The sequence below is a fragment of the Peribacillus sp. NPDC055009 genome (assembly GCF_053608705.1).
On the sequence record NZ_JBSGVZ010000005.1, the window covers coordinates 171,538 to 194,970 of the forward strand.

General features: G+C 37.9%; 23 protein-coding genes and 1 pseudogene. 22 read left to right on the top strand and 2 right to left on the bottom strand.

The annotated features are described in order from the left end of the window. The first annotated feature begins 60 nt into the window (after positions 1–60). From ACWF5P_RS10695 to ACWF5P_RS10795, 21 genes and pseudogenes are all read left to right on the top strand, one after another. Positions 61–1,830, top strand: a complete 1,770-nt coding sequence (locus ACWF5P_RS10695) for a nitrilase-related carbon-nitrogen hydrolase (protein ID WP_434169339.1) — start codon at positions 61–63, stop codon at positions 1,828–1,830. A gap of 135 nt (positions 1,831–1,965) precedes the next feature. Next, positions 1,966–4,092: an ATP-binding protein gene (locus ACWF5P_RS10700; protein WP_452444844.1), complete on the top strand. Its 2,127-nt coding sequence runs from the start codon at positions 1,966–1,968 to the stop codon at positions 4,090–4,092. Next, the gene (locus ACWF5P_RS10705) at positions 4,067–5,482 is read left to right on the top strand and encodes a sigma-54-dependent transcriptional regulator (protein WP_350302267.1); all 1,416 of its coding nucleotides are present in this window, start codon (positions 4,067–4,069) and stop codon (positions 5,480–5,482) included. Before ACWF5P_RS10700 ends, ACWF5P_RS10705 begins: the two co-directional genes overlap by 26 nt. A gap of 192 nt (positions 5,483–5,674) precedes the next feature. Beyond that, positions 5,675–6,553 carry a DUF6282 family protein gene (locus ACWF5P_RS10710; protein WP_434169341.1) on the top strand — a complete coding sequence of 293 codons (879 nt, stop codon included), beginning with the start codon at positions 5,675–5,677 and terminating at the stop codon, positions 6,551–6,553. Between the two features lie 12 nt (positions 6,554–6,565). Then, complete coding sequence (locus ACWF5P_RS10715; protein WP_434169342.1) at positions 6,566–7,969, top strand: FAD-linked oxidase C-terminal domain-containing protein; 1,404 nt, start codon at positions 6,566–6,568, stop codon at positions 7,967–7,969. Then, entirely contained in the window at positions 7,966–9,324 is a 1,359-nt protein-coding gene (locus ACWF5P_RS10720; protein ID WP_434169343.1) for a heterodisulfide reductase-related iron-sulfur binding cluster, read from the top strand. The genes ACWF5P_RS10715 and ACWF5P_RS10720 overlap by 4 nt, the downstream gene beginning before the upstream one ends. A gap of 134 nt (positions 9,325–9,458) precedes the next feature. After that, positions 9,459–10,112, top strand: a complete 654-nt coding sequence (locus ACWF5P_RS10725) for an ABC transporter permease (RefSeq protein WP_133349104.1) — start codon at positions 9,459–9,461, stop codon at positions 10,110–10,112. 15 nt (positions 10,113–10,127) lie between these two features. After that, a complete protein-coding gene (locus ACWF5P_RS10730; protein ID WP_434169344.1) occupies positions 10,128–11,132 on the top strand; it encodes a betaine/proline/choline family ABC transporter ATP-binding protein in 1,005 nt (334 codons plus the stop codon). Between the two features lie 13 nt (positions 11,133–11,145). Next, the gene (locus tag ACWF5P_RS10735; protein WP_434169345.1) at positions 11,146–11,886 is read left to right on the top strand and encodes an ABC transporter permease subunit; all 741 of its coding nucleotides are present in this window, start codon (positions 11,146–11,148) and stop codon (positions 11,884–11,886) included. 22 nt (positions 11,887–11,908) lie between these two features. Further along, a complete protein-coding gene (locus ACWF5P_RS10740) occupies positions 11,909–12,829 on the top strand; it encodes an ABC transporter substrate-binding protein (protein WP_402942212.1) in 921 nt (306 codons plus the stop codon). Between the two features lies 1 nt (position 12,830). Next, the gene (locus ACWF5P_RS10745; protein ID WP_434169346.1) at positions 12,831–14,153 is read left to right on the top strand and encodes an MmgE/PrpD family protein; all 1,323 of its coding nucleotides are present in this window, start codon (positions 12,831–12,833) and stop codon (positions 14,151–14,153) included. 709 nt (positions 14,154–14,862) lie between these two features. Beyond that, on the top strand, positions 14,863–15,123 hold the full coding sequence (locus tag ACWF5P_RS10750; protein WP_101221745.1) for a metal-sensitive transcriptional regulator: 261 nt from the start codon (positions 14,863–14,865) through the stop codon (positions 15,121–15,123). A 39-nt stretch (positions 15,124–15,162) separates the two neighbouring features. Continuing rightward, positions 15,163–15,468: a monooxygenase gene (locus ACWF5P_RS10755; protein ID WP_427572799.1), complete on the top strand. Its 306-nt coding sequence runs from the start codon at positions 15,163–15,165 to the stop codon at positions 15,466–15,468. Between the two features lie 109 nt (positions 15,469–15,577). Beyond that, positions 15,578–16,057, top strand: coding sequence for a DsrE/DsrF/DrsH-like family protein (locus ACWF5P_RS10760; protein WP_336866487.1), 480 nt, complete (start codon positions 15,578–15,580; stop codon positions 16,055–16,057). Between the two features lie 13 nt (positions 16,058–16,070). Beyond that, positions 16,071–16,439 (top strand): rhodanese-like domain-containing protein, encoded by a 369-nt coding sequence (locus tag ACWF5P_RS10765; RefSeq protein ID WP_434169347.1) that lies wholly within the window; start codon positions 16,071–16,073, stop codon positions 16,437–16,439. A gap of 18 nt (positions 16,440–16,457) precedes the next feature. Continuing rightward, complete coding sequence (locus tag ACWF5P_RS10770) at positions 16,458–16,754, top strand: rhodanese-like domain-containing protein (protein ID WP_434169348.1); 297 nt, start codon at positions 16,458–16,460, stop codon at positions 16,752–16,754. A 53-nt stretch (positions 16,755–16,807) separates the two neighbouring features. Further along, positions 16,808–17,380: a sulfurtransferase TusA family protein gene (locus ACWF5P_RS10775; protein ID WP_434169349.1), complete on the top strand. Its 573-nt coding sequence runs from the start codon at positions 16,808–16,810 to the stop codon at positions 17,378–17,380. 13 nt (positions 17,381–17,393) lie between these two features. Beyond that, a pseudogene (locus tag ACWF5P_RS10780) lies at positions 17,394–17,646 on the top strand (DsrE/DsrF/DrsH-like family protein); the annotation flags it as partial. 47 nt (positions 17,647–17,693) lie between these two features. Further along, the gene (locus tag ACWF5P_RS10785; RefSeq protein ID WP_434169350.1) at positions 17,694–18,821 is read left to right on the top strand and encodes an MBL fold metallo-hydrolase; all 1,128 of its coding nucleotides are present in this window, start codon (positions 17,694–17,696) and stop codon (positions 18,819–18,821) included. A 37-nt stretch (positions 18,822–18,858) separates the two neighbouring features. Beyond that, positions 18,859–19,086: a sulfurtransferase TusA family protein gene (locus ACWF5P_RS10790; protein WP_101221752.1), complete on the top strand. Its 228-nt coding sequence runs from the start codon at positions 18,859–18,861 to the stop codon at positions 19,084–19,086. A gap of 50 nt (positions 19,087–19,136) precedes the next feature. Then, positions 19,137–19,916, top strand: coding sequence for a sulfite exporter TauE/SafE family protein (locus ACWF5P_RS10795; protein WP_260357318.1), 780 nt, complete (start codon positions 19,137–19,139; stop codon positions 19,914–19,916). 219 nt (positions 19,917–20,135) lie between these two features. Here the strand turns inward: ACWF5P_RS10795 and ACWF5P_RS10800 are convergent, their stop codons facing one another. Then, positions 20,136–20,618 (bottom strand): DUF456 domain-containing protein, encoded by a 483-nt coding sequence (locus tag ACWF5P_RS10800; protein ID WP_101221754.1) that lies wholly within the window; start codon positions 20,616–20,618, stop codon positions 20,136–20,138. 361 nt (positions 20,619–20,979) lie between these two features. Between ACWF5P_RS10800 and ACWF5P_RS10805 the strand changes: the two genes are divergently transcribed. Next, entirely contained in the window at positions 20,980–21,300 is a 321-nt protein-coding gene (locus ACWF5P_RS10805) for a hypothetical protein (protein ID WP_452444845.1), read from the top strand. Positions 21,301–21,808: 508 nt separating this feature from the next. On the opposite strand, the gene ACWF5P_RS10810 is transcribed toward ACWF5P_RS10805, so the two are convergent. After that, positions 21,809–23,131 carry a CitMHS family transporter gene (locus tag ACWF5P_RS10810; RefSeq protein ID WP_452444846.1) on the bottom strand — a complete coding sequence of 441 codons (1,323 nt, stop codon included), beginning with the start codon at positions 23,129–23,131 and terminating at the stop codon, positions 21,809–21,811. Between the last annotated feature and the right edge of the window lie 302 nt (positions 23,132–23,433).

Consider the following 23,433-nt stretch of genomic DNA (forward strand, 5'->3'; position numbering starts at 1 on the left):
CAGGTGGCAAATTATTTTGTCATCTGTCTTTTCATATTTTGAATCAAAAGGAGCAACTTTATGGATAATAAGCATCCTTTCAAAGCAGCCATTATTGAGTTTAATCCACTATTAAATCAATTGGACAACAATATTGATCATTTGCTTGAGGCGGTAACAGAAGCAGCGAAGAATGGAGCCAAATTGATTGTCACACCGGAAATGGCTACAACAGGCTATCATTACGAGAATCGTCAGTCTATACTTCCATTTGCAGATACGATCCCGGGGAAAACCACTAAACGTTTTGAAGAAGTCGCAAAATTTTACGATACACATATTATCATAGGAATGGCGGAGGTAGATGAAGAAGACGGACTTTGCTATAATTCGGCTGCGCTTGTGGGTCCTATGGGATATATCGGAAAATACAGGAAAGTGCATCAATGGGCAACAGAAGATAGCTGGGCACATTGGGGGGACATGGGCATTCCGGTATACGAAACGTCTATTGGGAGGATTGCAGTCATTATTTGTATGGATTCAAGCTATTTTGAATCGGCCCGGATCGTTGCTGTGAAGGGAGCGGATATTCTTTGCTTTCCGACGAATTCAACAGGTGGATCGCTTTCGATGCTGCAGGCATGGGCTGAAATGAACGGTCTGTACGTCATTGGTGCGAATCGTTCCAATACCGAAACCGATTACCATATGATCGGTGCAAGTGCCATTTGGTCACCTTTAGGTAGGAAACTTGCTGAAACCCCATACGTAGAAAAAAGTCACGCGAGAGATGAGACAGTCATTTTATATGCGGATATTGACCCTGCTTTATATGAAAATCCCGCAAAAAAAAGAATGGAAAAACGAAAGCCAGACCTATATTCTGATTTAATGTTACACGTCGGACCTTGGGAGTATAAAAAATCACCATCAAAGCAAATGGATACCGGGACTTATGAAAAAAAGACTTCTACTGCTTTATTGCAGTATGAACCGGTAATAGGAGATAAAAAAGAAAATCTTAAGAAAATAAAAAACCTCCTGGCGGATGCTAGCTTCAAGGCTAAAAAACAAAAAAGCTTGTTATCACTAGTTATTTGCCCGGAACTTTCCTTAACAGGTCCCGTTAATTCACTTAGCCCTGAGGAAATCCGGAAACTTGCTGAACCCATATATGGAGAAACCATAAGAGAAATGAGAATGCTTTCAACTGAATATCAAATTAATATCATTTTTGGTATGATAGAGGAAGAAAAGAATCTCCTTTATAATACAGTGGTTCTTCTGACGCCAGAGGACGATAGGGTTACCAAAGCCCGTAAAATTCATTTGTCAGAATCGGACGAACGCTGGGCCTCTGCCGGTTGGGAAATGGTAGTAGCAAATGTAACGGATATAGGGCGTGTGGGCCTTATAGTCGGTAGTGATGCTGCATATCCTGAGGTAGCGGGCATTATTGCCGTAAAACGTGCCGATTTTATTACCATCCCCTCATGCTGGCATGGTGAATTTGGTGCAACACTGGCGCTTCCTGAAAAAATAATGGAAAATAAGTTTCCGATAAATTCGATGACGACATGGGACGCCACAGCAAGATTTTCGCAAACAAAAACACTCATTGCGAATTTTATAGGTTCAGATATTGATTGTAAAGGTGGGAGTGCCGTTTATACACCTGATCCGATTTATGGAAGTGACATGCCCGTAGTTGCCTCTTCTCACAGTGAAGAGGTATTGATAGTGGCTAATTCTAAAATGGAACAAAATTGGTGGTTTGATCAGCATAAGCTATTACTATCAAGAAGGCCGATTTTTTATCGGGAACTGGTAAAGAAGTTACAAATGTAAGCGCTTTGAATCGTTAGTATACTTTAATAATAGGTAACAATTAAAAGTGAGGGTGTTAAGAAGCACAAATAAAAAGTAATTTAATAACAATGTATAAAGTGCTTTTTTCATTTCTCACATATCGAGGTTTTGTAAATGAAAGTATTTCAATCAAGGCTAATGAAGCGTTATGTAACTATTGTTTTAGTTGTCATTTTGTTTGTACTGGCCTCTCTTTATTTGATTGCCATACATGTAATGAATGGATCTGTACGGTCACAAATGGAATATCGAGATGAACTTATAGCCAAAACCCTTGGCAACCAAACAGAGAATATTTTCAAAAATTCAATTTCCGATATGAGACAGGTATCGCCCATTGTTACAAATATTGATAACAAAGCAGAGAATGCTTTTCATGTAGAAATAGAGACGATTTTGGCACAGGATCCACTTTATCTGTTCATAGAAGTATATAAAGAGAATCAGTTGAACCAACGTATTCCGAATGTACCATTTTCTGATTTTATTGAAAATGGTACTATTTTAAAAAGGCTCACCTGGAGTCAGACAAGCTATATTTCAAATATGATGGAACTGCCTGACGGCCGCAAGACCATTGCGATTGCATATCCATCCATTAATGAAAAGGGAGAATTTAAGGGGAGTGTAGTCGCTTATTTAAATTTAAACATTTTATCAGAACACCTTCAAAAATTTGCAATCGGGGAAGAGGGTGTGAATGCAATAATTGACCGCAATGGAACAATTATTGCACATACCGACCAAAGTTATATTGGCAAATCCATTAAAAATCATGAAGTTGGGATTCATCTTCAAAAAGAAGATATAGATATTTGGAATGGCGAGATTTTCAACAAAGAAATGGCCATTGCGTATCGGCCCATTCTCTTGGGAGATATTAGTTTGATTGTGGGAGAACCGATTAAACAAGCGCTAAAGCCTGCACGAGTGGTCCAAAGTTTACTTTTACAAGGTTTTACCATCGTTTTCATTATCGCAATAGGACTTGCTATGTTCAGTGCATCAAGAGTGATTCTTCCTGTCACGAAGCTCATCAAGCATGTACAAGAATATAAAGTAGGTAAGCGTAAAGAATTCATTAAAGTGAAAACAAATGATGAAATTGAGGAATTATCGATTGTTTTATCAGAGATGGCAACGGAATTGAGGGAAAAAGAAAGAAGTATGTTTTATATCTTGGAGTCCATTCCATATTGTGTTATTACTACGGACAAAGATGGTAGAATTATGACCTTTAATAAAGGAGCAGAAGATTTAATGCTTTATAGCCGGGAAGAAGTATTAAATCAGCTTATTTTTAATTTGCCGATAAAACATGATATACAAGAGTTCGTTCTTTTAAAAACGTTTAATGCAGGCAAGTCTTTTGAAGAAGTAGAAAGCTATATTATTGATAAAGAAAAGGGGTTTCATGATGTCCGTATCTATGCATCTCTTCTTAAAGGAGAACAAAATGAGTACATCGGCGCCATTCTTGTCATTCGTGATGTAAGTGAAGTGAAGAAGCTTGAAGAATACTTAAAACAAAGTGAACGGCTAGCATCCCTTGGTGAGCTCACTGCTGGGATTGCCCATGAAATAAAAAATCCTTTAAGTATTATTCAGGTTGCTGCTGAAACAATTCGCCTACAAATAGAAGATGAATTTAAAGAAAAAGAAGTGATTGATGAATTGACAGGAGATATTTTAACAGCCTCTGATCGCATGAACAAACTGCTAACTGATTTTCTGAAGCTAACAAAAGATGATGAATATAACAATCATGTTCTGACAGATTTGGTTATGATTACTGATGAATTGCTTAATTTATTAAGAAGAAAATTTAATGATGCAAACATTATGGTCACAACCGAATACAATTTTAGTAAAGCTCCCGTTTTGGGGGACCGGCATAAATTGACTCAATTGCTTTTAAATATATTTTTGAACAGTATTCAAGCGATAAAAGATGAGGGTAATATTCATGTTGCGCTTAAAGAGAAAGGGGCATATTGGCAGCTTTCCATTTCGGATACTGGAGAAGGCATTAGGAAAGAAAAATTAAACTGGGTCTTCAATCCGTTTTATTCCACGAAACCAGAGGGAACAGGTTTAGGTTTATCTATTGCTCACGAAATTATAGTTCAACATGGTGGGAAGATATGGGCGGAAAGCGTATTCTCTCAAGGAACCACAATACATATTGAAATACTAAAACATGAGGAGAATGAATATGAAGAGCATTCTGTTTGTGGATGATGAAATTAGACTTTTGCGTGTTCTATCATTGTCATTTCGCAAGAAGGGATATGAAGTAATTCTTGCTGCCAATGGACAAGAAGCACGAAGAAGAATGAAAGAAGACGGCCCCAACCTTGTTTTCCTCGATTTAAATCTTCCAGATGCAAATGGTTTGGAACTTTTAGAGGAATTCATGGCACTCTATCCTCAAAAGGTATTTGTCATCATGACGGCTTATGGCGATATAGAAAGCGCTGTATCCGCTATAAGGGCAGGTGCATTTGATTATTTAGAAAAACCAGCAAAACTAGAGGAAATAGAACTTGTTATTAACAGAGCTTATACACTACTTGAAGTGAAACAAGAGAATATCCAACTGAAAAGTCAGTTAAACAAACTTGAATCTATAGAGGGCTTTATTAGTATAAGCAAGCAAATGAAGCAGATTTACGAATTAATTGAACGTGTCTCCGCTACAGATGCAACGGTTCTTCTTCATGGGGAAAGCGGAACAGGAAAAAGTATGATCGCCAAGATGATTCATTCCTTAAGTGATCGCAATAACGGTCAATTCATTGCTGTAAACTGCGCTGCTATCCCTGAAAATTTGCTGGAAAGCGAGATTTTCGGTTATGAAAAGGGTGCATTTACCGGTGCCACAGCAAGTCGTGCAGGGAAATTTGAAGCAGCACAAAATGGTACTATCTTCTTGGATGAAATTGGCGAAGTGCCACTTACGCTTCAAGCTAAGCTTCTTCAAGTCGTGCAGGAGAAATCCTTCATGCGTCTTGGTAGCAATCAATTAAAACAAGTAGACGTTCGAATTATTTCTGCAACAAATCGTAATTTGAAACAAATGGTACAAGAGGGGAATTTCCGTGAAGATTTGTATTATCGCTTGAATATTATAGATATGCATATTCCAGCACTTAGAGAAAGAAAAGAAGATGTTCCCCTTCTGGTTGGGGAATTTTTGGAGAAGCACCGTAAAAAAATGAAGAAAAATTTTCGAGTGTCACCTCAGCTTATGAATATATTGAAAGCATATGAATGGCCAGGAAATGTTCGGGAGCTTCAAAATGCCGTTGAGCGAGCAGCAGTTTTATGTAAGGAGGAAGACTTGTCGTTACAAGATTTCCCTTCTGAAATTAGGGGATCTAGTGAAATGAATGCAGAGTTTCCTTCAATCGTTTCTTTTAATAAAAAGAGAACGCTTCCAGAACAAATGGAAGACATTGAACGGCAATTTATATTGTCTGCGGTTGAAGAGAACGATGGGCAAATTTCCGCAGCAGCCAGAGAGCTGGGAATTTCAAGACAGCGGCTATTTTACAAGATAAATAAGTATCATGAACAAATGAATAAGTCATCTGAAGAAATTAAGCAAAAAAAGGAAGAATTATTTTAATTCTTCTTTTTTTTCGTTTTCATATGTTTTTGGCAATCCTCAAAGTTTGTAAAAGTATTTTTTCAAAGCGAAAAATTTTTTTACAAACTATATCAAAAAGATATGTAGAAATTGAAAAAAAGCCCATATATAGTTGGCATGTTACTTGCATTAATTTATTAAAGAATTAACTTTTAAAAAGGAGTGGCATAGATGGATTTTCATCCGTTATTAGAAGGTGCAATAGAGTTACATTGCCATACGTATCCTAGTATTTTCCCAAGAAAGCAGACTGATTGGGAATTTATAGAAGACTTAAAAAAAGCTAAAATGGCAGGTGCCGTATTAAAAGCACATGAGGCATCAACTGTGGACCGCACGACATTAATCCGTTTAAAAGAGCCAGAACTTCATGTTTACGGTGGACTTGTTTTAAATGAATTTACAGGTGGCTTATCACCCAAAGCGGTTGATGCAGCAATAAGGCAAGGTGCCAAAATAATTTGGATGCCGACTATTTCAGCAAATCAGCATTGTTGTAATTTTGCCAAAAAAAAGACCCGCTTTTTCAATAGTGAACGAAGCCTGCCCATTGAAGAAGGTTTAACTATTTTGGATGAGAACAGACAGATAAAACCAGAAGTCATTGAAATTCTGGAACTTATCAGTGAAGCAAATATCACCCTTGCAACAGGTCATCTATCGGAAGAAGAAGTCTCTGTGTTAATTGACGCAGCCAATGAACATCATATCGACAAGATCTTAATTCAGCATGCAGATCTAGGCATTGCCCCAGTATCAATAGAAAAGCAAAAAGAGTTTGCCAAAAAAGGCGCTATAATCGAGAAATGCTATTTAGCCTGCGGTGAGGATTTTCAAGATTTAACGATAACACAAATGGCTAAGTCAATACGGGAAATTGGTCCAGCGTCATGTGTGCTTGTAACAGATTATGGCCAAGAACACAATATTCCGCCAATAGAAGCATTAAGTCGCTTTGTCAGTGCAATGATCGAAGAAGGTATAACAGAAACCGAGATTGAAAGGATGATCATTCATAATCCAAAGCAGCTTTTAGATATTGAAAAGTGAGGATGACAAGTGATGAAAGAGCAGCTATTAAGGCTTATATATACCATCGTTCCAAAAGAAAGGGTACTGACAGATTTAGCAGAGCTTTATTCTTATAGCTTTGATGCATCATTCGGTGAATACTTGCCGGAAATCGTTATTCAACCAAAAAATAAAGTAGAAGTTGCTGACTTGGTCAAGCTTGCAAACGAATTTAAAATTCCTGTTTATCCTAGAGGAGCGGCTACCTCCTTAAGCGGGGGTTCCCTTGCTGTTGAAGGGGGCATGATTCTAGATATGTCACAATTTGAAAAAAAACTTGTGATTGACCGTGAAAATTTACTGGCAATCTCCTCACCAAGTGTAATTACAAGTGACATACAACAAAAAGCAGAAGAGGTAGGCTTATTTTATCCACCGGACCCAAGCAGTTCCCATGTTTCAACAATTGGAGGGAATTTGTTGGAAAATTCAAGTGGTCCAAAGGGCTTGAAATATGGTACTACGAAGGAATATGTAATTGGTTTAGAAGTTGTTACACCAACTGGAGAAATTATTCGTACAGGAGGTCGAACAGTTAAAAATGTGACTGGCTACGATTTAACAAGACTCATAGTTGGTTCGGAAGGCACACTGGGTATTGTAACAGAAGCCATTTTGCGTCTAATACCAAAGCCGCTTGCAAGAAAAACACTTTTAGCTTCATTTGTAAGAATTGCTGATTCAGGGCATGCCATAACAAAAATATTATCAAATGGAATATTACCAAGTGCGATGGAATTAATGGATAATGCATGTATTCGTGCGGTTGAAAATTACTCACCAGCAGGTTTGCCCATTGAGGCGGAAGCCATCGTCATTATTGAAGTGGACGGCCATCCTGCGGCAATCGATGAAGAAATAAAAAAATGTGAAGATATCTGTCTTTTACAAGGGGCGACTAGTGTTAAAGTGGCGAAAACAGATGCTGAGCGTGATGAGATTTGGAAAGCTCGTAAAATGGTTTCTCCAGCTATTACACAAATGGGACCAACCAAAATTTCTGAAGATGCGACAGTACCAAGAAGCCAAATCCCTGAGATGATTGAAAAGCTTTATCAAATTCGTGAGAAATATCAGTTGAACCTGGTTGTTTTTGGTCACGCGGGGGACGGTAACCTCCATCCCAATATTATTACCGACAAGAGAAATATCGAAGAAATGAAACGTGTCGAAGATGCAGTCAGTGAAATTTTTGAAGCTGCCATCGAACTTGGCGGTACGCTTTCAGGGGAACATGGGATTGGGATATTAAAATCTCCTTATATGGAATTGGAGCTTGGATTAGATGGACTGCAAATGATGAAAAAAATTAAAGATGCATGGGATCCAAACTCTATATTAAACCCAGGAAAAATATTTCCACAGCCTGGAAAACTAAAGGTGGAATTAACATGAATAAAGCACCTCACGAAAAGGAATTAGCAATTACAGATAAGTTTACTCAAAAATTGCGTGATCTTTCGTATGAAGCAACCAATCAATGTGTGCAATGCGGATATTGTCTTCCTGCTTGTCCAACCTATGAATCTATGGGGAAAGAATCACAATCACCTCGCGGACGAATTAACCTGGTTAAAATGGCTGCAGAGGGAAAAATCGATCTTCAAAAAGATCTAGCTGAGCCAATTGACCTTTGTCTTGGTTGCAGAGCCTGTGAAGTAGCGTGCCCGGTTAATGTACCATACGGACAAATTTATGAGGCAGCTAAAGAAGTCATTACAGAACATCAAAAGCATGAACATCATAAAAAGCAAAAAAATAAACCTAAGATTCAAACAAAAGTGGTCGATTTTACGCTGACCAGTTTATTTCCGCATCGCAATCGTCTTCGTACATTAGGCAATCTAACGTGGCTATATCAAAAAACAAAAATAAATAAAGTGGTGCAAAAAACAAAAATGATTAACAAAGTGTCAGAGCCCATGGGACAGTTTGAAAAGATCCTGCCGGAGATCGAAGCACCAATCAAACGATATAAATACGGACAAAAATTTCCAGCATTAGGCGAGACAAAAGCAGTAATTGCCTTTTTCCCGGGATGCATCATGGACGCTATCATGTCAAAGATTAATAGGTTAACAATTGAACTGCTTCAAGTAATTGGCTGTGAAGTGATTATTCCGAAAAATCAAAAATGTTGCGGTGCACTTCATTCCCATCAAGGAATGAAGGATGGGGCTGTAAAACTCGCAAAAGCCAATATAGAAGCATTTGAAGCATCCGGTGCTGATTATTATGTCAATAACGCTGGGGGCTGCGGAGCGATGCTTAGTGAGTATAATCACTTATTTAACCATGATTCAGAATGGAAAAAGCGCAGTGAAGCATTTGTTAGGAAATCAAAAGATATTACCGAAATTCTGGTGAAATTTGGTCCTCTCCCGTTTAAAAAAGAATGGGTTGGTATTATTACGTATCAAGATTCTTGCCATTTGAGAAATGTCCAGGGAGTATTTCAAGAACCTAGGAAGCTTCTTAGATCCATACCAGGGGCAAGTTATATGGAGATGGAGGGAAGTGACCGTTGCTGTGCATCTGGCGGTATTTATAATTTAATGAATTTTGATGAATCGATGAAAATATTAGACGAAAAGATGTATATGGCGGGAAAAACAAATGCAAAAACAATAGTTACAACAAATCCGGGGTGCCTGCTCCAAATGAAGCTAGGTGTAGAGAGAAGCGGTACAAGAAATGTGGATGCTAAACACATTGTGGAAATTTTAGCAGAAGCTTGTTTAATTAAGTAGGAAAACATTAATAGAAGTGACATTAGACCAAATTAAGAAGCAATTTATTTTTACAACTAAATAAAAAAGTGACCTGAACTATGCAAGACTATTAAGTCATAATCGAATCATTTAAATTAAAGGAGGGTAAAAAAGTGGATTTATTGGACTTTATCGGGTCGAACTGGGGAGAGCTTTTAGCAATGACATGGGAGCACATCCAATTAGTTGGATTAGCAGTTGGTGTAGCCATATTACTCGGTGTTCCATTTGGAGTTTATATTACACAGCATGAAAAGTTATCAAATCTTGTACTGGCAGTAGCAGGTATTATTATGACGATACCAAGTATTGCACTGTTCGGTATCATGATTCCGATTTTATCTATCATTAATCAAGGGATTGGGTTTTTACCAGCGTTTATCGCATTGGTCTTGTACTCGCAGCTTCCAATCATCCGTAATACATTCATCGCTGTTAAAAATGTAGATCCCAATATGCGCGACGCTGCAATAGGAATGGGAATGACGGCATGGCAACGTCTTTTAAAAGTTGAAATCCCAATTGCCCTTCCAGTAATTATGGCAGGAATTAGAATGGCCGTTGTATTAACGATTGGAATTGGGGCAATTGCTGCCTATATCGGTGCTGGTGGACTTGGGGTATATATCGCAAGAGGAATATCCACAAGTTACACAGAGATGGTTCAAGCTGGAGCCATTGCCGTTTCAATATTAGCGATCGCTGCTGACTATTTACTAGGTCAGGTACAAAAACGGGTTTCGCCCAAAAAAGCTCATATAGGATAAGGAAGGGGATGACTTATGATTACATTTAAAAATGTGTCGAAGGTATACAAAAGCTCTGGAAAATCGGTGAAGGCAGTAGATAATGTAAATATGACAATTGAAAAAGGAGAAATTTGTGTATTTCTTGGTCCCTCAGGTTGTGGGAAAACAACTCTTTTACGAATGGTTAATCGTTTGGTTTCTATCACAGAGGGGACTATTGAAGTCGGAGGAAAAGATATTTACTCATTGGATCCAATCGAATTGAGACGTTCAATCGGTTATGTAATTCAACAAAATGGTTTGTTTCCGAATATGACAATTGAACAAAACATTAATGTTGTACCAAAGATGCTGGATTGGAACGAAGGGGAAATGAAAAAACGATACAAAGAATTAATGGAGATGATGGGGTTAAACCATGAGGAATACCGAAAGCGTTATCCTTGGGAATTATCAGGCGGACAGCAACAGCGTATTGGAGTGGCAAGGGCGCTGGCGGCAGACCCGCCAGTTATGTTGATGGATGAACCATTTGGGGCACTAGATCCGATTATTCGCGATCGGTTGCAAAAGGAATTTTTACGAATTCAAAAAGACGTAAAGAAAACGATCTTATTTATTAGTCACGATATTGATGAGGCTTTGTGTCTTGGGGATAAAATTGCTATATTTAACGATGGCCAAATCATGCAGTATGGAACACCGGATGAGATTTTGTCTAATCCCAAAAATGATTTTGTGAACAACTTTATTGGAAGTGATCGTGAAATTAAACGTTTACAACTATTAACGGTCAGGGATCTATTAAATAAAGCGAAAAAGGTAAATCGAAAAATGAATATAAAAATTGAATCTAGCGAATATGTGGTTAATATTGATGCAGATCTTCGAACAGCACTGTCTCTATTATTATCATCACCAAAAGGGGAAGCTGTGATTTTGGATCATAAAGGACAGCCAAGCGGAGTATTAAGCATTGGTGACTTTGAAGTTTTGACAGGTGTTCACCCTTCGAAGTTAAAGTCAATAATTCAATAAGGTGGGTGTCTTAATGAAGGAAATAAACAAGATAGAAATATTGATTCGCGCTTTGTTAATGTTGATTATTGTTGCACTGCTAGCTTATGCTCTCCAATCAGGTGCATTTCAATATATAAAAGATAACTCTGGTGAACTTCTTCATTTAGCTGGACAGCACATGAAATTGGTGGCGCTTTCATCCATGGCAGCCATTCTTGTGGCCGTGCCTCTTGGGATTTTTATTACGAGACCTCAGTTTAAAAAATTTGAATTTATTGTAGTTAATTTTGCGAATATCGGACAAACGGTGCCAAGTATAGCCATTTTAGCGCTTGTCATGAGTTATCTAGGTTTAGGCTGGCAAACCGCGGTATTTGCGCTGTGGTTCAGCTCACTTCTTCCAATTTTACGGAATACAATTGCTGGAATTCAATCGGTTCCTCCATCGATCATTGATGCTGGAACAGGAATGGGTATGACGCAAAAACTCATTCTTTTCAAGCTTGAACTCCCTAATGCGTCATATGCAATTCTTGCAGGCATTCGGACCGCAACCGTTATTAATGTGGGATCAGCCGCACTTGCTTTCTTAATTGGAGGAGGTGGGTTAGGTGACCTTATATTCACCGGAATCTCACTTTACGATCCAGGCATTATGCTCGCAGGTGCCATGCCCGTTATCTTTTTGGCCATTGCTATTGATTTCTTATTAGGGAAAATTGAAGTAGCCACTACTCCGAGAGGATTGCAAAGAAAAGCTGATTTTATTTAAGACAATAAAGGGGGAAGTAAAAATGAGAAAATTTAGCATGTTATTTTGTGTCGCACTTCTTGCCTGTATGCTTACAGCATGCAGTTCTTCGGAGTCTAATGCCGGTTCAAATGAAAATAAAGGGAAAATTACAGTGGGAGGAAAGGATTTTACTGAACAGCACATTTTGACACAAATTACTTCTATTTATTTGAAAGAAAAAGGATACAAAGTCGACGAAGCAAGTAGTATGGGCAGTACAGTGGCACGTTCCGCGCTTGAAAATGGTCAGCTCGATGTGTACTGGGAGTATACGGGTACAGCACTTATGGTTTATTTAAAGGAACCTGTTGAAACTGATCCCGAAAAGGCATATGAAAAAGTAAAAGAAATCGACAAAAAGAATAAACTTGAATGGTTAAATAAATCCGAATTTAATAACACATATGCTATTTTAATGCGCGAAGATTATGCTAAAGAGTTAGGAATCAAATCCATATCGGATCTAGCTGATATTGTAAATCAAGATTCTAGTAAATTAAAATTTGGATCGAACTCTGAGTTCTATGCGAGAAAAGATGGAATGAAAGGTTTGGAGAAAAAATATAATTTCTCTTTACCAGCTAAAAATGTTGTCAAAATGGATACAGGACTTCTATATAACTCTTTAAAAGAAGGCCAGGTTGATGTAGCGGTAGGTTTTGCGACAGATGGACGCATTGAAGGTTTTAAACTTGTTGTGTTAGAAGATGATAGTCAGTTTTTTCCGGCATATAATGGAGCACCTGTCATTCGTCAAGAAGTATTAAAGAAAAATCCGGAATTAAGAGATCTTCTTAATGCACTTTCAGATAAGTTAGATTCAGATACAATGAAGAATTTAAATTATCGTGTTGATATTAAGCATGAAGATATTAATGAAGTGGCTAAAACATGGCTGGATGAACAGGGAATGCTAGATTGAGATGAAAGCTAATAATTCGCTCATCACCTATATTGAATCTGAGTCGATTCAGAGTTTAGACAGTGGCACACTAACATCACTCAAAGAAGCTTTAGCAGACATTATCGCTTGTACCATTGCAGGCCGCAATACGAAAGCGGCAGAGATTGCAAAAGAATTTGCTGTTTCGCAGTGGGGGATGGGAAACAGTTCGCTTTTCCTGTTCCCAGAAAGATTAACGCCTGCCGGAGCAGCTTTTGTTAATGCGACATTGGCAAATGCCCTCGATTTAGATGATGGTCATCGCCTCACAAAAGGACATCCCGGGGCAGTTATTTTTCCCGCGGTGATCGCCGTTGCAGAGGATCATAATATAAGTGGAGCAGAATTTTTGACGGCACTTCTTATAGGCTATGAAGTGGGGATCCGTGCAGGTATTGTTGCACACCTGACCCGGCTAGATTATCACTGCACCGGTTCATGGGGAGCTGTTGGAGCTGCCGCAGGTGTTTCGTACATTTTAGGACTTAAGGGAGGAACAATTGAGCACGCACTGGGCAATGCAGAATATTTTGGTGCTTATTCTCCTATGATGCGCTGCATCGAACATCCTTCCATGTTAAAAGACGGGATTAATTGGGGGTGTATGGCCGGGGTCAGTGCTGCCCATTTGGCAAAAGCAGGCTATACAGGGATTCCATCATTATTTACAACAGAAGAAGCTGAGGGGCTTATAGACGATTTAGGAAAAAATTATCGAGTAAATGAACTGTATTATAAGCCGCATGCATGCTGTCGGTGGGCACAGCCAGCTATTGAAGCAATCAGGGAAATTCAAAGCCGGCATATACTAATATCCCAAAATATAAAAAAAATAGTCATTCATACATTTACAGAATCTGCAGCATTATCGAAAGAATATCCAGAAAATACAGAGGAAGCACAGTATAATTTACTTTTTCCTGTTGCAGCATTTCTTTCTTACGGTGAAGTGGGACCAAAACAAGTACTAGAACATCTGAATGATACAATTATTCTTAGCATGATGGACAAGATTACAGTAGTAGTTGATCAAAAACTTAACGAAGCATTTCCTGAAAAGGCATTAAGTATGGTTAAAATAGTAATGCAGGATGGTAACACTTATCAATCCGATATTATACAAGCAAGAGGAGACTTTGATTATCCGTTAAACGTTGAAGAAAAAAAAGAGAAGTTTTTCTGGCTGACAACGCCAATTCTAGGAAAAGAATCTGCGAAGAGTTTATTAGAAACTATTCAAAGCCTTGAATATATGAAAAGTATTCGAGATCTTATACCTACCATAGAAGAATTGGGTAAATAAAAAAAGTAGTGCAAACCAAGGGATAGGTTTGCACTACTTTTTTTTTACTATAAGTGGTGGAGTCAGTAGGAACCTTCAAAAAAATAGTCATTATGAAATCAAGTTGATAATAGTAGTTGATGCCATCTTATATCCAATGGCAGGATAGACATTATCGGTTCAAGAGAAATTTACTAGAGGGAGATTAGTTTGGAAATTTCATAAGCTTTCAGAAACATCTATATCAAGACAAGTTTTTCATCCCCCCGGTTAAAACGAGTTTGAAGAATTCTCCTCAAATCTTGATGCTAAACAATATAAGTTAGTCTAACTCTAGCTTGACAATATACCCCTATAGGTATAATATAAACTCACAAGTTAAGAACACATAAACTCACGAGTAAAACGCCCAAACTCACGAGTAAAACGTGCAAATTCACGAGAAAAATGCCCAAGTTCATGAAAAAGGCACTCAAATTCAAGAATAAAATGCAAAATTCACGAGTAAAATTCCTAAACTCACGAGTAAAATACGATTTAATTGGCTAGCGGCTTATAAGCATAAGCACGATAAGTTTGATTATGCCGACTAAAACGTTTTAATGAAGAAACCTGACTTGAAAACATTCATGTCATTGCTTCTAATAAACTGGAAGTGAGTTTGGGGATGCACTTCTCTTTTTAACGGAAAAAAGATTAGCTATTGTTGTAAATAGATGGGAGGCGGAGTATGGAGTTTGATAAAAGCAGCATTCATCGCTTGAAGCGGATTGAAGGACAAATCAAGGGTGTTCTTGGAATGATGGAGCAGGGAAAAGATTGCAGGGATGTCGTCACTCAGTTGTCTGCTGTACGTAATGCCATCGATAGGACCATGGGTGTTATCGTAAGTGCCAATCTAGAGCAATGCGTTCGGGAAAACGTCGAGAAAGGAGAAGGCACTGATCATTTAGTCAAGGAAGCGGTTAATTTACTAATTAAAAGCAGGTAAAAGAATTTGACCTGACTAGTAGAAAAAGGAGTGTTTTTCATGTCTTATATTTTACAAGTGGATTTTAAAATGGAGGGGCCATTTGGTCACGAAATGGTAAAAGAATTTACTGTTTTAGCAAAAAGCATTAATGATGAAGAAGGATTGATCTGGAAGATTTGGACCGAAGACAGTGAGGCAAAGGAAGCTGGTGGCATTTATCTGTTTGAAACGAAGGAATCCGCATGTAAGTACTTGTCAATGCACACAGCACGGTTAAAAGGGTTTGGTATAGAGAAGGTTAATGGAAAAATATTCGAAGTGAATGAAATTTTGTCTTCAATTAATCATGGACCAATTAAATAAAGAAAACCCTATTCCATTCATTTTTAGTGAAGTGGGTTGACGAACTATATTTTTTAGCATAATATATACCCTGTAGGGTATATAAGAATGAATCAGGGGGAAAACATAAATGACTGAAAAGAAAAGAACGACGATCATTTTATTTAGTGGTGATTATGATAAGGCAATGGCTGCTTATATCATAGCAAATGGGGCGGCTGCTTACGATCATGAAGTGACTATCTTCCATACATTCTGGGGATTGAATGCTTTAAGGAAGGATGAGCCGATTTCATTAAAAAAAGGATTTCTTGAAAAAATGTTTGCAAAAATGATGCCTCGTGGTTCTGATAAAATGGGTCTATCAAACATGAACTTTGCAGGGATGGGACCTAAAATGATCAAACATGTAATGAAAAAGCATAATGCCATGTCACTCCCAAATTTAATTGAGTTGGCCCAAGAACAGGAAATCAAACTTATAGCCTGTACGATGACAATGGATTTATTGGGTTTACAGCAAGAGGAATTATTGGATGGAATTGAGTATGCAGGTGTTGCAGCTTATTTAGCTGAAGCAGAGGATGGAAATGTAAACTTATTTATATAAATGGGGGGTTCAAATGGGAACTATATTTAATCTCATCATATTAGGTTTCATCGTTTGGTTTTTATATCAGCGATTTGTCCCGGCAAAGGGGATAAAAAATATAAATGTGGTTGAGTTAAAAGCTGTGTTGAATAATAAAGGAAATAGGCAATTCATCGATGTTCGTACTCCTAATGAATATAGGGGCAATCACATTAAGGACTTTAAAAATATACCTCTAAACGAATTTGGCAAAAGGGCACATGAACTTTCAAAAGATAAAGAAGTAATTGTTATCTGCCAAAGCGGAATGAGGAGCAGTAATGCGAGTAAAGCATTGAAGAAACTCGGGTTTAATGAAGTTACAAACGTAAAAGGCGGTATGAATTCTTGGCGCGAATAAAAGGAGGATCTTAAAAAAATGAAAGAAATTTTACCGAATGAAGTGGACGCATTATTGAAGGGATACTCCCCAGTCCATATTATTGATGTGCGGGAAGTGGATGAAGTAAAGGCAGGGAAAATACCAAAAGCTTTGAATATCCCGTTGGGTCTGGTGGAATTTAGAATGCAGGATCTGGATAAATCAAAAGAATATATCATCGTCTGCCGTTCAGGGGGCAGAAGTTCAAGGGCAGCACAGTTACTTGAGGATCATGGATATAAGGTGTTGAACATGATGGGTGGTATGAATGAATGGGAAGGTCCCACAGAATAATTTTATATCCGAATATACCCCCATCCCTATAAAAGACTCAAGGAGGAACTAAAATGATTAAAACAAATTCTGTTTTGGATGCTAAAGGTTTAGCCTGTCCAATGCCAATCGTAAAAACGAAAAAAGCCATGAATGTCCTGGAAGCGGGGGAGGTACTCGAAGTTCAAGCAACTGATAAAGGGTCAACCGCCGACATGAAAGCCTGGGCGGAAAGTTCAGGTCACCAATATTTGGGTACGGTTGAAGAAGGAACAATACTAAAACATTATCTTCGGAAAGCAATCGGAGAAGAAACAGCAGTGAAGAAGCATGAAAAAATCATTTCAAATGAAGAACTTCTTCAACTAATGCAGGAAAACCGAAATGCGATCATCCTGGATGTACGAGAATCGGCAGAGTATGCTTTTAATCATATACCAGCAGCTAGATCCCTTCCAATGGGTGAATTGGAACAACATATGGGTGAACTTGATAAAGAATCACAGATTTTTGTGGTTTGCCGTACAGGCAGCCGAAGTGATCTTGCTGCACAAAAACTGACGGCGGCCGGTTTTGAACGGGTATTCAATGTTGTACCCGGCATGAGCCAATGGAACGGTCCTTCACAAAAATCCGTGAATGAATAAAAAGTATTAAGGGTTTAACATCATAACGGCAGTAGCAACAGATCAAGAAGTGGCGATTTGCTTTAATTTCGAAGGTATTAGAAAGGCAAATGTTTCTTCCATTTCAGATTTAGTTTCCATTGCACAGGAAATGAACGTACAGTTGTTAAAAGACCAAGGCCGTATTGGGCATGGAAAAAGAAGCTTTCGTTGACCGTATCTTAGTAGGTGGAGCGGTCACATTTTTGGAGTTCGCTAAGAATGCTGATGCTACATTAACCTTTTAATGAAGGAAAAATTTTTGACATCATTGATACTGTGGGGGGTATATAAAATGGCGTTTAAGCAAATGACAGCCGCTGAGGTTTCAAAGAAAGTAATCAATAAAACCGACTTATTTATTTTGGATGTTCGAAATGAAAGTGACTACAATGATTGGAAAATTGAAGGGGAGAATTTTGAATTCCTTAATATCCCTTACTTTGATCTACTGGATGGCGTGGAAGAAATAATCGATCAAATCCCGGCCAATAAAGAAATCCTGGTAGTATGTGCAAAGGAAGGATCTTCCGTTATGGTAGCTGAAATGTTATCTGATGCTGGATTGGACGTTTCTTATTTAAAGGGCGGGATGAAAGCATGGAGTGAACACTTGGAACCTGTGAAAATCGGTGAATTGATCAATGGCGGCGGAATTTACCAATTTGTTCGACTAGGTAAAGGCTGTCTATCATACATGGTCGTTACCAATGGTGAAGCAGCCATTATCGATTCTACTCGAATGATCGATGCCTACCTTGATTTCGCCGATGATATCGGGGTGAAAATTACACATGTTCTGGATACACACTTACATGCCGATCATATTTCAGGTGGAAGACGAATAGCGGAAGTAACAAATGCAACTTACTGGCTGCCGCCAAAAGATGCGGCTGAAGTAACCTTTGAATATCAGCCATTAGAAAGCGGGAAAGTGATAACGATTGGTCATACTTCGATTGATATTCAAGCAATATATTCCCCGGGCCATACCATTGGTTCGACTTCATTTGTGGTCGATCAAAAATACTTGTTAAGCGGGGATATACTATTCATCGATTCGATTGGCAGACCGGACCTAGCTGGATTGGCTGAGGATTGGGTAGGCGACTTGAGAGAAACACTGTATACACGTTATAGAGGATTATCAGACGAGTTAATCGTATTGCCATCACATTTCATGATCGTTGATGAATTGAATGAAGATGGAAGTGTCGCTAAAAAGTTGGGTGCGCTGTTTGCTGAAAATCATGGATTGAACATTGTAGATGAAACGGAATTCAGAGAGCTGGTAACAGGTAATTTACCGCCTCAGCCAAACGCTTATCAAGAAATTCGCGAAACCAATATGGGGAAAATCGAGCCTGATGATGAAAAACAGCGTGAAATGGAAATCGGGCCAAATCGCTGTGCGGTTCGTTAATACCGATAAAAAGCCAAGAAAATAGGAGGAATGAAATATGCATTCAGATAAAGTGTTAAATGCTAAGGGACTAGCTTGTCCAATGCCGATCGTTAAAACGAGAAAAGCGATGAATGATTTGCAAACCGGGCAAGTGCTGGAAATACATGTAACCGATAAAGGAGCTAAAGCAGACTTAGCCGCTTGGTCAAAATCCGGTGGCCATGAACTGGTGGAAACGGCAGAAGAAAATGATATACTGAAATTTTGGATTAGAAAAGGCTGATAAAAGAAGGGAACCATTAGGGTTCCCTTCTTTTAAGGGAGGCACTTACAATGGATATCACCTTTATCATTACCATCTTTTTGATTGGTTTTATAGGTTCCTACGTTTCAGGGATGCTCGGCATCGGCGGTTCGATAATAAATTATCCAATGCTGCTGTTTATTCCCCCAATCTTCGGTTTAGCGGCATTTAGTGCCCATGATGTGACAGGTATAAGTGCTGTACAAGTCTTATTCGCTTCCATCGGAGGAATATGGAGCTATCGTAAGAGCGGACATTTAAATAAAACGCTGATTCTCTATATGGGGATCAGTGTGTTAATCGGAAGCGTGGTTGGAAGTTTTGGATCACAATCGATGTCGGAAAACGGAGTGAATATCGTCTATGGCATTTTGGCGTTGATAGCGGCTGTCATGATGTTCATTCCGAAGAAAGGGATAGATGACATTCCTTTGGATCAAGTTACCTTCAACAAATGGCTTGCGGCCATTCTTGCCTTAATCGTAGGTTTAGGTGCCGGGATAGTCGGTGCCGGAGGAGGCTTTCTATTAGTTCCGATTATGCTTATCGTTTTAAGAATACCGACCAGGGTCACGATTGCGTCTTCATTAGCTATCACATTCATTTCATCCATTGGTGCAACAGCAGGGAAAATCTCAACGGGACAAGTTGACTTCTATCCGGCATTGATTATGGTGGGAGCGAGTTTAATAGCATCTCCGCTTGGGGCGATGGCCGGTAAAAATATGAATGTAAAAGTGCTGCAAGTTATACTGGCTTTATTGATTTTAGCGACGGCTGTGAAAACTTGGGTGGGGATAATGTCTTGAGTTTTGACACGGAAGGAAGCAGTTGTGAAAATTATATTAGAATTCTAAAAAGAGTTCCATCGTTAAAGAATTGTTCACAATAGGCCACAATAATAGTTCCTTTTCCTCCATCACTTTTTTTCTTATTATCTGTACCAGATAAGTAAATGGGACTTCTGTTAATAGAAAAAGCTGACTGTTGAAAGTCAGCTTTTTCTTATTGTGGCCGTTTACAAATAATTAAAAAATTACCGCTAAAATAAACCAAACAATCATCAATAATTGAATTAATACTTTGGCTAAGCTGCCGCCTAAAAAACCGATGATAGTTGCAAACCCAACTTTAGTAGCCTTCATTATATCTTTTTGAATGATTAATTCCGAAACGAGGACTGCTAAAAATGGTACGAGAATTATTCCAAAAGGAGGAAAGACAAATGAACCAACAATCGTGGCAATAGCTGCTATTGTCTCGGATGTTTTTGATCCCCCATACTTTTTAACAAAATAACTATTTGCGATAATGTCGGCCGCGATTAATACACCGCTCAACACAACCATACTGATCCAGAACCATAACGATAACTCATCAGAATTAATGAGGAATTGATAAACTGCAAATCCTCCCCAAATAGCAACAACCGAAGGAATAATAGGATAGACAATTCCTACAAAACTTAAAGCAAATAAGACGATCGTTAACCCCCACCATAAAATATCCAATGAAACTCCACCTTTTCATACTTACTTTTTCATATATCTATTAAATTATATTTCTATTTAGGGACAAACACCATTTATTCTTTTTTTGTATATTCAAATCCCTCACACTTTAATTAACACTAGATGTATAATGTGTAAAATTAGAGTAAGTGTATGATGAAATAAAAATATTTCCCAAATTGCCAAAAAGAACTTGTTGATGAATCTTTATAATAACACTTTAACTAGGGGTGTTGCTGCTACCTTTTCCTTATTCAAAAAACTGGGCAGGTTAGTTGAAGATCATTTTCAAGCAAATGACATATATAAGCCATCATATAAAGATGTTGTAATATTAAAGGAAAAGTAGGAGGTTAAGAAGATGAAAACTTTTGATTTAAAATCAGGAACAAAAGTAATAATAGACGAAAGTAGAATAGTAATAGAAAGAACAGGTGGAAAAAGTGCAATGAAGGGTTTGTTTGCAGGGCGAGCAATGGGGCAAATGACCATAAAAACGTCAGCAGTGACTGGGTTAATTCACTTTGCTGACTTTTTAATGATTTGTGCTTCTGGACTCCCGACTCCCAATGATTTTAAATTATCCAGCATAGCAGAGATAAAACAATACCCTAACTGTATTGTTGCAAAAGAAAGTGAATTAGAAGAGTTATATCAATTTCTCAACGGATTTATTAAGTAATGATTCCATAAAAGCCTTAACCTTTAGAGGTTTCCATATAGGGAACAAAAAAACACAACGAAAGCAGTTGATTTCATCTAAGAAATACAACTGCTTTTAGCTTTTGAAACAGTTATTTACGGTATAGTTCAAATACAATTGGTTATGATTTGAGAGCAATTAATAAGATTGAAGCTGTCTTTAGAGCAGCTTTTTACTTTATGCAACTATCAGGGCAGTTTCATAACAAAATAAGAATATATTTTTTGTAATAACCAAAACTTTATCAGACGCAACATTTTTAAGACCAGCTTAATTTCAACTACTTCTTCATTGTCTTTCAAATGGGATATTAGAGTACTAAGTGAAGAATATGTGATAATCTGTTAATTATACGTCGCTGAGTCTTTCTTTCAAGAGTTGTTAGGTCCTCATCATTATGAAATTGATCAAAAGTCCTTAGTAGTTGTTTTTGGAAAGGATCCTGCGGATATTTACTAGCAAACAAGTAAACAAGGACTTTTATAATTTACAAAAAAGAAATAGCGCCGCTAATTATAGCTAACACTGTTAAGGTTAACGATGTCAAGATGGCCCATTTGTATGCAAATTTCTGATATTCCCCAAGGTCTTTATCAACCATGCCAACCAATAGAATGGTTGATGCAACAAGTGGACTCATTAAATGAGCGGGTTGTCCCAATATAGAAGCGCGAGCAATTTCTAACGGACTAATACCATAAGCTGAAGCTGCCTCTGCAAGAATAGGGAGAACTCCAAAATAATAGGCATCATTAGATAAAACGAAAGTGAATGGCATACTTGTAATGCCAACAATGACAGGGAAAAACTGTCCTAATGAAGCAGGTATTATCGCAACCAGTCCATTAGCAATAGCATCAACCATTTTTGTACCGGAAAAGATTCCTGCAAATACTCCAGCTGCAAAAACTAGTAGAACAACAATTAGGGCATTTCCAGAATGTGCTAATATACGTCTTTTTTGCATTTCCAGATTAGGGTAGTTAATCATTAAAGCAATAGCGAAACCGACCAAAAATAAAATAGGGGAAGGTACCAATCCCATAATGAGAATGACCATAATGCCTACCACAATTAATAAGTTAATCCACAAAAAACGAGGGCGTTTAATGTCAATATGAGGAAATGCATCAGTGGCTTCATTTTCTACAGTAGCAGCTATTTCATTTTTTAACTCTTCTATGTGTATTACACCCAGTCGTTTACGTTCTTTTTTCCCTAAAATAAATGCGACGAAAATAACCCAAATAGCACCACCGATCATGGTAGGAATAAGTGGAACAAAAAATTCGGATGCATCAAGTCCCAATACTGCTATTGCTCTGGTAGCAGGTCCACCCCAGGGGGTCATGCCACTCATAACACTTAAAGCTAGCATGGCTACTGTGGCTAAAACCAATGGATTCATACCGATTCGTTTATAAAGTGGATATATAGCTGAAACAGTAATGATATACGTTGTTGTACCGTCTCCATCTAGGGCCACGAGTAATGCAAGAATTGTGGTACCTATCGAAATTTTGACAGGATCTCCCTTGACAACTTCTAATAACTTTTTGATAAGTGGGTCAAATAATCCCGTGTCTATCATAATACCAAAAAACAATATGGCGAATAATAATAGAGCTGCAGAAGGAGCGACTAGCTTAATGCCTTCCATCATCATAGTGCCAATTTTACTTCCAAAACCACCAACTACTGCAAAAACGATCGGAACTAAAGTTAAAGCAACAATGGGCGATAAACGTTTGGACATAATTAAATAGGTAAAAACGGTAACCATGGAGATGCCTAAAATTGTAAGAAACATTATTAAATCCCCTCCCATATTTTGAATGCGCTTTCAAATGATCTCTGGATGACTAAGAAATAATTTTGTGACTCTTCAGAAAAATTAACTTGTAGATTAATAAGTTTTACACTATGCTTATGCGCTTTTCTTTATTAAAGGTAATACAGAGAGGACAATAAGTTAAATACATATTTTTTTTGTATTGGTATCAAAATAATTTATTCTTTAAAAAAGAATGGGGAGGGGAGCAAATAAAGCCATAGGATAAGTGATTCAATAACGAAATTTTTTTAATATTTAATGCAACTTTTAGTAACAAA